Here is a 12,157-nt window from a genome sequence, read left to right as displayed (position 1 = left end):
CTTAGTTAAGGTTTGATTTGTTTAAATAATTTTGAACTAATTCGTTTTGAGCTTCGCTGTTGTCTAGCTTTTGCTTCAAGATAGATTCAGCAATGTTTACAGATAAAGTACCGATTTGAGTTTTGATGTCTGCCATAGCAGCATTTTTCTCAGCATTGATAGTCTGTTTAGCAGCTTCGATCATTTTGTCTCCTTCAGCTTTAGCAACATCTTTAGCTTCTCCTACGATTCTGTCTTTAATTTCTCTAGCTTCTTTAAGGATAGCATCTCTTTCGATTTTAGCTTCACGAATGATTCTTTCGTTATCCTCTTTTAAAGTTTCCATTTCTTTTCTTGCTAATTTAGCTTGATTAAGAGCGTCAACAATAGAGGTTTCTCTGTCATTGATAGACTTTAAAATAGGTTTCCAAGCGAATTTACCTAACAAAAATAATAATGCTAGAAAAATAACAGACTGGATAATAAATAATCCTGATGAAAACTGATGAATTAATTCCATTATATAAATGTATAAATAATTATTACTTTTTAAAGAACCATTACCTGCAACCAACCGTTACAGATAATGGTTTGATTTTAATTAGTTTACTGCGAATAGAGCAGCAAACGCAACACCTTCTACAAGTGCAGCTGCGATAAGCATAGCTGTTTGGATTTTTCCAGATTGCTCAGGTTGTCTAGCGATAGCTTCAAGAGCAGCAGCTCCGATTTTACCAAGACCGATACCTACACCTAGTACTACGATACCAGCACCTACAATTTTAGGGATTTCCATAATATATAATTTTAAAAAATTTGTTTTACTTTAATTAAATTTCAATTAGTGAGCAGCATGATGTTCGTGTTCGTGCTCTTCTACTGCCATTCCGATAAACAGAGCAGATAACATTGTAAAGATATAAGCCTGTAAGAACGCTACCAATACCTCTAGTAAATAAATTACCAATGTAAGGAACGGGAATGCAACACCTGCAATAAAGTTTTTGAATACGTAGATCAATCCGATCAAACTCATTACTACGATGTGACCTGCTGTCATGTTTGCAAAAAGTCGGATCATCAAAGCGAATGGTTTAGTGATTGTTCCTAATAATTCGATAGGAAGCATAATCAGTTTCATTGGAACCGGAACTCCTGGCATCCAGAAAATGTGTTTCCAGTAATCTTTATTCGCTGAGAATGTTGTAATCAGATAAGTAAGGATCGCAAGGAAGAATGTCATTGTAATATTACCAGTTACATTAATTCCGAAAGGCATTAATCCAAGAACATTAAGGAAAAGGATAAAGAAGAATACAGTTAATAAATAACCCATAAATCTCTTATACTTATGTCCGATGTTAGGAATAGCAACTTCGTCTCTTACAAAAATGATTAGAGGCTCCAAGAATCTTGCCGCACCTGTAGGGATAGCTGATTTCTTATAAGATTTAGCGATTCCAACAAATAATACAAACATAAAGATTGACACCAATAAAATAATCAGTACACTTTTCGTAATAGAAAGATCCAAAGGCTTTTCATTAGTTGGATGACCATCTTCACCAAGTGTTAAAGTTCCTTTTGCATCCGTCTTATAGATTTTCTCATGGTGCAGTACATAATAAGAACCATCTACTTCCGTAGGCTCTCCGTGCATGAACCCTTCTTTGTTACTCATGAAAGAATGGAAACCATTATCATAGAAAATAACAGGAAGAGGGAAACCGATATGGTGACCTTCTTTATCAACCATCAATGTGAAATCATGTGCATCTAATAAGTGATGATCGATGAACTCCTTGTTTTCCTTGCTTACTTTGTCTTTCTCTGAAAGCTCTTGAGCAGGAGCTGCCCCAGCAGTAGCTTCACCGTGCTGTGCAGACACTAAGTTTAATACAAAAATACTGTAGAATAAAACTGCGAATTTCTTAAACATTGATAGGTTTTTTCGTTGTGCAAAAATATGATATTTTTTCTAGTTTCAATAAATTATTTTACTGTTTTTTATCATGATTAATCAGCTTGATGGCATAGTATGTAAGCAGTGCTGTCAGGACAAAATATGGGATAATAAAATGAAATTTATAGCCTGGAATCACTTCAAAGTTCAGTTTTTTTCTGATTAGGTACATCAAACCGAATTTTAAAAGAATCAAACCTATGACGGACAACCCTAAAAATTCCGGCGCTACCCTATTGATTAAAATGATAAGGGTGATCATCATCATAAACATGACACTCAGAAAAAGATAAAATTTTATGATCACTATTTCATCCAGGTGAAAAACAAATTTCCATAGAGAAAAATGCACCAGGAAAGTCAGAAAGAATAAAACGACAACAAGGATATTGGGATTGATCTTCATTCTATATTTTAATTGATCGCAAAAATAGACTTTTTCTATCGTATTATCATATGATTTGATATATATCATTTTTCTCTGTATAATAATATTGCGTATATATATAATATTACGTGCCCAAACACTTTGGATATGCTAAAAATTCCTTATTTTTGCAAACCTATAATTTACAATAAATATGTTTAATAGTTTACAGGATAAATTAGACAAGGCATTGCATAATATTTCCGGTAGAGGAAAAATTACTGAAATCAACGTGGCGGAAACCGTAAAGGAAATCCGCAGAGCATTGGTGGATGCCGACGTTAACTATAAAGTTGCAAAAGACCTTACAAAAAGAGTTCAGGATAAAGCATTAGGACAAAATGTTCTCACTTCCCTTACACCGGGACAGCTGATGACAAAAATTGTTCATGACGAACTGGTAGACCTGATGGGAGGTTCTCAGGAGGGAATCAATCTTTCAGGAAAACCAACTGTAATCCTTATTGCAGGTCTTCAGGGATCCGGTAAGACAACTTTCTCAGGAAAGCTTGCTAATTATTTACAAACAAAAAGAAATAAGAAACCTTTACTGGTAGCATGTGACGTATACCGTCCTGCTGCGATTGACCAGCTGAAAGTATTGGGAGGGCAGATCAAGGTTCCCGTTTACACTGAAGAAGGTTCTACCAACCCGTCTACAATTGCTGAAAATGCGATCAATTTTGCAAAATCAAACGGTCATGATGTTGTGATTGTGGATACTGCAGGCCGTTTGGCGATTGATGAGCAGATGATGAACGAGATCAAATCCGTACATTATTTCATCAAACCGCAGGAAACCCTTTTCGTAGTAGACTCTATGACAGGTCAGGATGCGGTGAATACAGCAAAAGCATTTAACGATGCTTTGAATTTTGACGGAGTTGTTCTAACAAAATTAGACGGTGATACAAGAGGGGTGCTGCTTTAACAATCCGTTCTGTTGTTGAAAAGCCAATCAAATTTATCTCCACAGGAGAAAAAATGGAAGCTTTGGATCTTTTCTACCCGGAAAGGATGGCGGACAGAATCCTGGGAATGGGAGACGTTGTTTCCTTAGTAGAAAGAGCTCAGGAGCAGTTTGATGAAGAAGAAGCTAAAAAACTTCACAAAAAAATTGCTAAAAACGAGTTCGGTTTTGACGATTTCCTTAAGCAGATCAACCAGATCAAGAAGATGGGTAATATGAAGGATCTGATGGGAATGATTCCCGGAGTAGGAAAAGCAATCAAGGATGTAGAAATCAGCGATGACGCATTCAAGCATATTGAGGCAATTATCTACTCTATGACTCCTGAAGAAAGAAGAAAACCTTCTATTATCAATACACAAAGAAAAAACAGGATTGCCAAAGGTGCCGGAAGAAAAATCGAAGATGTGAATCAATTGATGAAGCAATTTGACCAGATGGGTAAAATGATGAAGATGATGCAGGGACCTCAGGGAAAACAAATGATGCAGATGATGAGCAAAATGCCGAATATGCCTGGAATGGGTGGAATGTTCGGAAAATAAGAAAAAGAAAGACAAAATCATTCATAAAAAAACTCTCAGAAATTCTGAGAGTTTTTGTTTTTATATAGATATCTGTCTATTTAAACTTGTATCCTACTCCTAACTGGAAGAAATTCATTTTTAATGTTTCACCATCCGCAGGATTCTTGATCATATTGGTAAGACCAAAGCTATAACGTGCATCTACAAATAATCCTTTGTATACGTTGTAATCCGCTCCCAGGAATAGACCAAAATCGGTAGATTTCAAACCGTCATTCAGCTCTTTTTCCAAATAACGTTCTCCTTCTTTAAGCCCGGAAGGATCTACCATACCGGCATTAGGACCACTTACTTCAAATTTTGCTTTATTATTCGTTTTAAAACTTACATAAGGACCTGCATAAATTCCTAGTTCCGGCGTTGCATAATATCTTGCAGATACAGGAATAACAATTCTGTTAAGATTCATCTTTTCAGTTAAAGTAATACCTGTACCTGGTATTCCAACTTCAGCTTTTCCGCCAAGATTAGCGTATTCTACCTCTCCCTGAACGGCAAACTTATTATTGAATTTATGCTCAACCAAACCTCCGATATAAAACCCTGATTTGGATTTTAAACTGGCTTCGAATCCTCCAAATTCGAAATCACCCTCGCTGGAATTTAATTTTGATAAAGCATAACCTGCTTTCACACCGAATGTAGTTTGTGCATTCAGACCTGCAAATAAAGCGATTGCAGACGCTAATAAGATTTTTTCATGATTATTAATTAAATAGTTTTCAAACTTAAAAAGCCCGGAATATCGACCCAGGGCTAAAGTATATTCTTGTCTATTATTTTGCAAATACATATTTAACTCCAAAAGTCACGGAACTTAAACTGATTCCAAATTTGTAATTATCAGTTCTTTTTGCTCCTTCAATGTCTTTTTTGTAAGTATTGTACCCGAATTCTCCTATTGTAGCTTCAATTGACCAGTTCTTAGTCAGGAAATAATCCAGACCCGGCTTAATATTCACTCCGATGTTGGTGTAGTTATTTTTTTCTGTAAACGGAGCGGAAAGTATAGGATCTCCGCCATCACCTTCACTGTTAAAATCCAGTTTTTCATTACCGAATTCCAATGGAACCTGTAGTTGTCCGAAGATGTATAATTTATCGGATAAAGTCCAGTATTTTCTCACAAAGGGAGCAACAACAAATGCATTATCCGTATTTTTAATTTCAATTGTATTAAGGAATCCAAAACCACTTACGTTATATTTTGTAACAGCACTCTTATAGCCTATACCAAGCCCTATTGCCAAGTTGTTACCAACGAAATAACCAGCTGTAGGAAGAATTCTGATTACATCATCCTTTGTTTTGGTTTCGAATTCATTCTTTTCATTATGATAATATTCTACCTGACCTGAAAGATAAGAAGTTCCTTTTGCAATCTGTGCATTCGATAAACCGAAAAGTGCTACAGCGCCCATCAATACGATTTTTTTCATGATTATTATATTAGTTTTACAGAAAAAAAGCCCTAAGAGTTTCTCAGGGCTTTCTTGCTATATGCTTTGTTTATTATTTTGCAAATACATATTTAACTCCGAAAGTTACAGAAGATAAATTCAATCCGAAGTTGTAGTTGTTTGTAGCATCACCATCTTTTGGTTTGTAGTTGCTATAACCGAACTCACCGATAGTAGCTTCGATAGACCAGTTTTTGTTTAAGAAATAATCTAAACCTGGCTTCACAGTAACACCAATTTTAGTGTATTTAGCTTCAGTAGAAGTAGAGCTTGTAACAACTGTGTTTCCTACTGTAGTTACAGAGTTAGTTTCATTTTCAGTTTTTCCAAACTGCATTGGAACTGCTAATTGACCGAAGAAATATAACTTATCAGATAAAGTCCAGTATTTTCTTACGAATGGAGCCACAACAAAAGCTGGTTGCTTAGTTACGCTTTCGCTTACTGTGTTACCCACAGTACTAGTAAGGGTATTTTTTCAGTTTGGTAACCAACTCCTAATCCGATAGCTAAGTTAGTGTTTACGAAATATCCAACTGTAGGTAATACGTTGAAGTTTTCTTTTTTATCGTTACCGTTGTTAGTTTCTTCCTGAGAATAACCAACAGATCCTGATAAATATGTAGTTCCTTTAGCAATTTGAGCGTTTGATAAACCAAAAAGTGCAACAGCACCCGCTAATAATATTTTTTTCATTGTAAAAAATTTTAATACTTTCTGAGGGCAAATTTACAGTGGCCGCCACGAATATTAAAATTTGTTAATGTGATTAATATCAGTACTAAATTTTAGGGTTTTATAAAAATAAATCCTACCTAAGAGATACTTTTGAGTTTTTCACAATATTATGAATAAAAAAATCACATTTTATCAACAAGAGCCAGATATATTTAATTTTTTAAATTTTTGTTTTTTCTCTATATTACTTTGAGTTCTGGGAAAATGCCAAAAACAATTAACCTAAATTGTTAATTTTTAAGTTATTAACTCTTAAAATTCAAACAAATGTTTATTATCCGGTTCTGTTTTTCGCTTTTGTGTCCGCTGTAACGTCCATTTTATTTAAAAACTTCCGTCAAAAAACATCCGTATAGCTTATTATATATTAAAAAACTCCGGCCTTCGGCCGGAGTTCAGTTATTTTTAAGCTGTCTTTATTTGATAAAGAAGTTAAATCCTAAGTTGACAGCTCCTACGTTCCAATTATGCTTGTACCAACCATAATCACGTCTGTTACTGATAGACTGATATCCGATATACAACTCTCCTTTGGACATCTGGTATCCGAATTTAGGCTGTGCATAGAAGCCTCCATCTACCCCATCCTTTGTAGAAATACCATATCCAAGGTCTAATCCTACAAAAACAGGAGCACCTTTAAATTTATATTTCCCGGAAACAGCTACAGGAACAAATCCGAAATCATCAAAGTTATCTTTTCCAAAGAAATGAGAATATCCTGTTGTTACCCCAAGGTCGAAACCTTTAGTAATATTCCACATATAAGCAGCATCCACACCTAATGTAAATGAAGATACATCACTTGCATCAGATACAGGAACACCAATATGTCCACCCAATTTGAAACCTTCCTGCGCCTGGGCAACACCTCCTAAAAGTGCAAAAGCACCTAGTAATAATAGTTTTTTCATTTTTTTTAAGTTTAAATTTTACTTTGCAAAAATACTAATTATTTTCATCATTAAGACAAAACAGTCTACAACGAAAAAAGCAGGACAAAAATTTGCCCTGCTTTATATCATGATTGATATTAAAATTCCAGAATTAGTTTCCTCCGAATTTGAAACCTACACCTACCTGTACGAAGCTGTTGGTTAACTTTTCATTCCCTTCAGCATGTTTAGCAAGGTTAGAAACTCCAAGATTGTACCTTGCATCAAAGAACAATCCGTTTTCCAATGCATATTCTGCACCCAGGAATGGAGCGATGTTCAAGGTATTCAGCTGGTCTTTGATATCTCTTTCGTCATTGGCATCAAGTTCGAACCCAGGAATTCCGAATCCAAAGTCAGCAGTAAGCTTTTGCTTGGCAGAAAGAATAAATCCGAAGCTTGCTCCTGCAGAAACTGATAATCCTTCTGTAATGAAATACTTAGCAGAAATAGGAACCAATAAAGTATGATAGGTCTGCTTTGCTTTTACATTTAAAAAGGTTGTCGGATCTTCCGGATCAGCTTCAGCTACATTTATTTTTCCCCCAAGCGGTGAGTATAAAAGTTCTCCCTGTAGGGCAAATTTATCACTCAGTTTATATTCAGCGATACCACCGATATAAAATGTATGCAAAGGATCTGAAGTTTCAGACTGATTATCTCCTTTTAATTTAACTGTAGAATAAGAGTATCCGGCTTTTGGACCAAATCGGAATTCTTGTGCATTTGCAGAAATTCCCATTACAGCGACTGCTGCAGCAAGTAAAAGTTTTTTCATGTTTAATTAGTTTTACATTTAAGGACTGCGAAACTAATTATTTTTTTTAAAACACCAAATTTTGTCTTAATTTTAAGGTTAATAAAAGGTTAACAAAACTTTTACTGATACAGAATTAGTCATTTCTCAATCTTTTTCTTCATCGTTATAAGCAAGGATAATCTTTCTTACTACCGGGTGTCTTACCACATCTTCTTCTGTAAGATGTACAAATCCGATCTCCTTCACCCCGTTTAAAATCCTCATAGCCTCCTTCAGACCTGACTGTTGATTTTTCGGAAGGTCAATCTGACTTGGATCTCCTGTGATAATGAACTTGGCATTCATCCCCATTCTGGTCAGGAACATTTTCATCTGTGCATGGGTAGTGTTCTGTGCTTCATCAAGAATCACAAAAGCATCGTCCAGCGTACGCCCTCTCATGAAGGCCAATGGTGCCACTTCAATGACTTTCTTTTCCATGAAACCTTCCAGTTTCTCATGAGGAATCATATCACGAAGTGCATCGTACAATGGCTGTAAATACGGATCGAGCTTTTCTTTAAGGTCACCGGGAAGGAATCCCAGGCTTTCCCCTGCTTCTACAGCTGGCCTTGTCAGGATAATTCTTTTTACTTCTTTATCTCTTAAAGCTCTTGCAGCCAATGCCACACTGGTATATGTTTTTCCGGTTCCTGCAGGACCAATGGCAAAGACCATGTCTTTTTTCTCCGTTTCCTTCACCAGTTTTTTAAGATTGGTCGTCTTAGCCTTAATCACTTTTCCGTTGACTCCTTTTACGATAATATCCTGGTCGAACACCAGCTGTTTCTCGTTTTCGTCTTTAATATTCAATATATTTTCAACGTCTTTCAGTCCTATTGAATTGTTTTTGGAGATAAAACTGACAATATCATCCAGTTTTTGTTTCAGTATGTCTAAAGCCTCCTGATTCCCCATAGCAAAGATAAAATGATCTCTTCCTGTAATTTTAATGGTTGGAAAGCTTGATTTTATTAAGTTGAAATATTGGTTATTAACTCCATAGAAGATTTTCGCGTCGATATCTTCCAAATCATATGTTAATTCAAACATGCAGTATTTTTATTTTTAGATTTTAAAATTAAAGCTTTTTTCAAATTTATATCAAATTCTTTTCAACAATCTTTCGGGCTTTCTTTTTATTTAAATAACTTTGCAATACTACACTATTCTAAAATTACTCATGTCAATTATTACCCTTACTTCGGATTTCGGAAATTTGGACTACAGAGTTGCCGCTGTAAAAGGCAAAATTCTGTCTCTAAACCCTGAGGTTAATATTATTGATATCACCCACGAAATCCAGGCGTTTAACCTTATACAGACTTCGTATATTGTAAGAAATGCATACAAATATTTCCCTAAAGGAAGCATCCATATCCTTTCGGTAGACAGTTTTCACCACAAATCAAGAAAAAATATCATTTATAAAGCTGACGGATCTTACTTTCTGGCAGCAGATAACGGCCTTTTAAGCCTTATCTTTTTTGACATTAAGCCCGAAGCGATCTATGAACTTACGCTGAACAACCGCTTTGATGATGTCATCAACTTTACTTCTACGGATATTTTTGTTCCTGCAGCGGTACATCTTGCCAATGGCGGGCTTCCTGAAGTGATAGGAAGAAAAATACATTCTGCGAAACAATTAATGTTCCCGAGGGCTGTTTACAATGAATCGGAAGGTATGATCATTGGAGAAGTTACCTATATTGACAATTTCGGAAATATAATATCAAATATTAATAAAGATTTTTTCGAAAATATCAGTAAAGGCTACAATGGTTTTACCATAAAATTCAGAAATTTAAGCCTTTCAAGGATATTTTCCAGCCATACGGAAGTGGTTTCGGACTGGGACAGAGAGACGGAATTCCACGGACAGTCTGCTGCTATTTTCAATGATAGCCAGCTATTGGAGCTTACCATCTACAAAGGAAGCAAGAAAAACGGCGCCAAAAGCCTGTTTGGACTGAATGTGGGAGAAAATATTTACATCGAATTTAGCTAAGATTATATATTTCTTAAAAAAACCGATTTTTTATATATTTGTCAAAATCTAAAAATCAAAAATGGCAGAATACAAATTATTGCTTCCTTCCATGGGAGAAGGTGTTATGGAAGCGACAATTATCACTTGGTTATTCAATGAGGGTGATAACGTAAAGGAGGATGACTCCGTAGTAGAAATTGCAACAGATAAAGTAGATTCAGACGTTCCGACACCAGTTTCGGGGAAAATCGTGAAAATTTTAAAGCAAAAAGATGAAGTTGCAAAAGTAGGTGAAGCCATTGCTATTTTAGAAATTGAAGGAGAAGGCACAGCTTCAGAAGAAGCAAAAACTGAAACTCCGGCGGCTGCTCCGGATGCTGAAACTTTAAAAACGATTGAACAGCCTTTGCAGACAGCAGCTGCTTCAAACGTAGAATTCTCTGGAGATCTTTATCTCTCTCCACTCGTAAAATCTATCGCACAACAGGAAAATATTTCTGAAACGGAACTGAAATCCATCAAAGGAAGCGGTTTGGAAGGAAGAATTACAAAAGAAGATATATTAGCTTACGTTGCCAACAGAGGAAATCAGCCGGCTCAGCAGGCCGCTCCTGTACAGGCAGCTTCTACCCCACAACCGGCAGTATCAGTATCTGCTCCTGCAGCTACGGTTCCGGTACATGCAGGTGATGAGATCATTCCAATGGACAGAATGAGAAAGATCATCGCTGAAAACATGGTGAAAGCAAAACAAATTGCTCCACACGTAACCTCTTTCATTGAAACTGACGTTACCAACGTTGTAAAATGGAGAAATAAGAACAAAGCAGCATTCGAAAAACGCGAAGGTGAAAAACTTACTTTCATGCCTATTTTCGTAAAAGCTGTAGTGAAGGCAATTCAGGATTTCCCAATGATCAACGTTTCTGTAAATGGTGATAACATCATCAAAAAGAAAAATATCAACATTGGTATGGCGACTGCCCTTCCGGACGGAAACCTTATTGTTCCTGTAATTAAAAATGCTGATCAGCTTTCTCTTTCAGGTCTTGCAAAAGCAATCAATGACCTGGCGTACAGAGCAAGAAACAAGAAATTAAGACCAGAAGACACTCAAGGTGCAACGTATACAATCTCTAACGTGGGAAGTTTTGGAAACCTTATGGGAACCCCGATTATTCCTCAGCCTCAGGTAGCTATTTTAGCCATCGGAGCTATTGTTAAGAAGCCTGCAGTTCTTGAAACCGCTGACGGTGATGTAATCGCCATCAGAAACCTGATGTTCATGTCTCACTCTTATGACCACAGAGTAGTAGACGGTTCTTTGGGAGGAATGATGCTGAAGCATGTTCACGATTACCTTGAAAACTGGGATCTGAACACAGAAATATAAGTAATGACTAATCAGCAATAAGTAAGTTTGCAGATTTTAAATACAAAACCTTCGATTTAATCGGAGGTTTTTTTGTTTTTAATTTAGGTAAGCCCAGTAAATTCCAAAAGAACAAACAATAAATAAAATCATTATTAAATAATCAATAAAGTTTAAATTTACATACCAAAACAATAATAATCCAAATTCAATCTTATATTATAATAAGTTTTTGGAAATTAAATTTATTAGCATTATTTTTAAACAAATAATATATAAGAAAATGGATCCGGATTACAGGAAATATGATGTTACAAGGTTTTTTGATTTCACGGAACAGGATGAAAAGCTCATTACTGAAATCTATGATCTGCTTTCTCTATCTTATGATATTTCAGTTATTGATATTAAAGAGTCTCCTTACGAACAGTTCAGCTCTTTTGATATGTATCCGTTATTCATTCCACGCATCTGTTATCTGGTAAAGGATGTGAACAATACCCCTTTCTATCTTTTTATCGTCAGCAAAGTGGGGATAAATTCCAAAGGCGGACGTTTAGATCGTAAATATGACACGATACAGCTTTGGGGACTCAAAAACCTAGAAGAAGACTTTGGATATATTTCCATTAATAAAAAGAAGTTAATGGATAGGATTGCAGGAATCTTCAGCCGTTTTACCATTAATTTTAAAGATCATGACTTTAAAGATTTTTATGTTGTGGGAAGTGATTCATTTAAAACCATGAGTTTTCTGACCACACAAAGAAAAGAAATGATAAAAAACTTCCCTGATGAAGGCTTTAAGCTTGAAGTCAGAAACAGCATTTTAAGCTTTGGTATACCTGATATTCTTACGGCTGAAAATGCTGAAATGATTTCAAAGTTTTTAAACGAAATATAATTTCCAAAATTTTACCGTAAATTCATCCCT

General features: G+C 35.6%; 14 protein-coding genes and 1 pseudogene. 4 read left to right on the top strand and 11 right to left on the bottom strand.

Translation table 11 applies throughout. The annotated features are described in order from the left end of the window. Position 1 precedes the first annotated feature (1 nt). The 4 genes from OWR28_RS10760 to OWR28_RS10745 form a co-directional block, all read right to left on the bottom strand. A complete protein-coding gene (locus OWR28_RS10760) occupies positions 2 to 499 on the bottom strand; it encodes a F0F1 ATP synthase subunit B (RefSeq protein WP_002979110.1) in 498 nt (165 codons plus the stop codon). 81 nt (positions 500 to 580) lie between these two features. Next, positions 581 to 775, bottom strand: coding sequence for an ATP synthase F0 subunit C (gene atpE / locus OWR28_RS10755; protein ID WP_002979108.1), 195 nt, complete (start codon positions 773 to 775; stop codon positions 581 to 583). 45 nt (positions 776 to 820) lie between these two features. Next, positions 821 to 1,918: a F0F1 ATP synthase subunit A gene (gene atpB, locus OWR28_RS10750; RefSeq protein WP_332386615.1), complete on the bottom strand. Its 1,098-nt coding sequence runs from the start codon at positions 1,916 to 1,918 to the stop codon at positions 821 to 823. 58 nt (positions 1,919 to 1,976) lie between these two features. Further along, positions 1,977 to 2,417 (bottom strand): hypothetical protein, encoded by a 441-nt coding sequence (locus OWR28_RS10745; RefSeq protein WP_332386614.1) that lies wholly within the window; start codon positions 2,415 to 2,417, stop codon positions 1,977 to 1,979. 106 nt (positions 2,418 to 2,523) lie between these two features. Here OWR28_RS10745 and ffh point away from each other — a divergent pair. Continuing rightward, positions 2,524 to 3,884: pseudogene (ffh, locus tag OWR28_RS10740) on the top strand (signal recognition particle protein). Positions 3,885 to 3,960: 76 nt separating this feature from the next. Here ffh and OWR28_RS10735 read toward each other — a convergent pair. The 7 genes from OWR28_RS10735 to OWR28_RS10705 all read right to left on the bottom strand — a co-directional run bounded on the left by OWR28_RS10735 (position 3,961) and on the right by OWR28_RS10705 (position 8,911). Then, positions 3,961 to 4,713 carry a porin family protein gene (locus OWR28_RS10735; RefSeq protein ID WP_332386613.1) on the bottom strand — a complete coding sequence of 251 codons (753 nt, stop codon included), beginning with the start codon at positions 4,711 to 4,713 and terminating at the stop codon, positions 3,961 to 3,963. Continuing rightward, the gene (locus tag OWR28_RS10730) at positions 4,703 to 5,365 is read right to left on the bottom strand and encodes an outer membrane beta-barrel protein (protein WP_332386612.1); all 663 of its coding nucleotides are present in this window, start codon (positions 5,363 to 5,365) and stop codon (positions 4,703 to 4,705) included. The genes OWR28_RS10735 and OWR28_RS10730 overlap by 11 nt, the downstream gene beginning before the upstream one ends. A gap of 73 nt (positions 5,366 to 5,438) precedes the next feature. Next, a complete protein-coding gene (locus OWR28_RS10725) occupies positions 5,439 to 5,795 on the bottom strand; it encodes a hypothetical protein (protein WP_332386611.1) in 357 nt (118 codons plus the stop codon). Between the two features lie 32 nt (positions 5,796 to 5,827). Continuing rightward, a complete protein-coding gene (locus OWR28_RS10720) occupies positions 5,828 to 6,082 on the bottom strand; it encodes a hypothetical protein (protein WP_332386610.1) in 255 nt (84 codons plus the stop codon). 458 nt (positions 6,083 to 6,540) lie between these two features. Then, complete coding sequence (locus tag OWR28_RS10715; protein ID WP_332386609.1) at positions 6,541 to 7,038, bottom strand: hypothetical protein; 498 nt, start codon at positions 7,036 to 7,038, stop codon at positions 6,541 to 6,543. Positions 7,039 to 7,171: 133 nt separating this feature from the next. Then, entirely contained in the window at positions 7,172 to 7,837 is a 666-nt protein-coding gene (locus OWR28_RS10710) for a porin family protein (protein WP_332386608.1), read from the bottom strand. A 126-nt stretch (positions 7,838 to 7,963) separates the two neighbouring features. After that, entirely contained in the window at positions 7,964 to 8,911 is a 948-nt protein-coding gene (locus OWR28_RS10705; protein WP_332386607.1) for a PhoH family protein, read from the bottom strand. A 130-nt stretch (positions 8,912 to 9,041) separates the two neighbouring features. On the opposite strand from OWR28_RS10705, the gene OWR28_RS10700 reads away from it, so the two are divergent. The 3 genes from OWR28_RS10700 (at position 9,042) to OWR28_RS10690 (ending at position 12,127) form a co-directional block, all read left to right on the top strand. Next, on the top strand, positions 9,042 to 9,869 hold the full coding sequence (locus OWR28_RS10700; protein ID WP_332386606.1) for an SAM hydrolase/SAM-dependent halogenase family protein: 828 nt from the start codon (positions 9,042 to 9,044) through the stop codon (positions 9,867 to 9,869). 61 nt (positions 9,870 to 9,930) lie between these two features. Then, entirely contained in the window at positions 9,931 to 11,244 is a 1,314-nt protein-coding gene (locus tag OWR28_RS10695; RefSeq protein WP_332386605.1) for a dihydrolipoamide acetyltransferase family protein, read from the top strand. A 262-nt stretch (positions 11,245 to 11,506) separates the two neighbouring features. Beyond that, on the top strand, positions 11,507 to 12,127 hold the full coding sequence (locus OWR28_RS10690) for a hypothetical protein (protein WP_332386604.1): 621 nt from the start codon (positions 11,507 to 11,509) through the stop codon (positions 12,125 to 12,127). The last annotated feature ends 30 nt before the right edge of the window (positions 12,128 to 12,157 follow it).

The sequence above is a fragment of the Chryseobacterium sp. 1B4 genome (assembly GCF_036631475.1).
In the GTDB taxonomy this organism is placed as follows: domain Bacteria; phylum Bacteroidota; class Bacteroidia; order Flavobacteriales; family Weeksellaceae; genus Chryseobacterium.
This window is presented reverse-complemented; position numbering and strand designations above follow the sequence as displayed.

Bases quoted from the DNA above. Each gene is read 5' to 3' on its own strand.
- OWR28_RS10760 (WP_002979110.1), bottom strand. From the start codon at position 499: ATGGAATTAATTCATCAGTTTTCATCAGGATTATTTATTATCCAGTCT.
- atpE (WP_002979108.1), bottom strand. From the start codon at position 775: ATGGAAATCCCTAAAATTGTAGGTGCTGGTATCGTAGTACTAGGTGTA.
- atpB (WP_332386615.1), bottom strand. From the start codon at position 1,918: ATGTTTAAGAAATTCGCAGTTTTATTCTACAGTATTTTTGTATTAAAC.
- OWR28_RS10745 (WP_332386614.1), bottom strand. From the start codon at position 2,417: ATGATATATATCAAATCATATGATAATACGATAGAAAAAGTCTATTTT.
- OWR28_RS10730 (WP_332386612.1), bottom strand. From the start codon at position 5,365: ATGAAAAAAATCGTATTGATGGGCGCTGTAGCACTTTTCGGTTTATCG.
- OWR28_RS10720 (WP_332386610.1), bottom strand. From the start codon at position 6,082: ATGAAAAAAATATTATTAGCGGGTGCTGTTGCACTTTTTGGTTTATCA.
- OWR28_RS10715 (WP_332386609.1), bottom strand. From the start codon at position 7,038: ATGAAAAAACTATTATTACTAGGTGCTTTTGCACTTTTAGGAGGTGTT.
- OWR28_RS10710 (WP_332386608.1), bottom strand. From the start codon at position 7,837: ATGAAAAAACTTTTACTTGCTGCAGCAGTCGCTGTAATGGGAATTTCT.
- OWR28_RS10705 (WP_332386607.1), bottom strand. From the start codon at position 8,911: ATGTTTGAATTAACATATGATTTGGAAGATATCGACGCGAAAATCTTC.
- OWR28_RS10700 (WP_332386606.1), top strand. From the start codon at position 9,042: ATGTCAATTATTACCCTTACTTCGGATTTCGGAAATTTGGACTACAGA.
- OWR28_RS10695 (WP_332386605.1), top strand. From the start codon at position 9,931: ATGGCAGAATACAAATTATTGCTTCCTTCCATGGGAGAAGGTGTTATG.
- OWR28_RS10690 (WP_332386604.1), top strand. From the start codon at position 11,507: ATGGATCCGGATTACAGGAAATATGATGTTACAAGGTTTTTTGATTTC.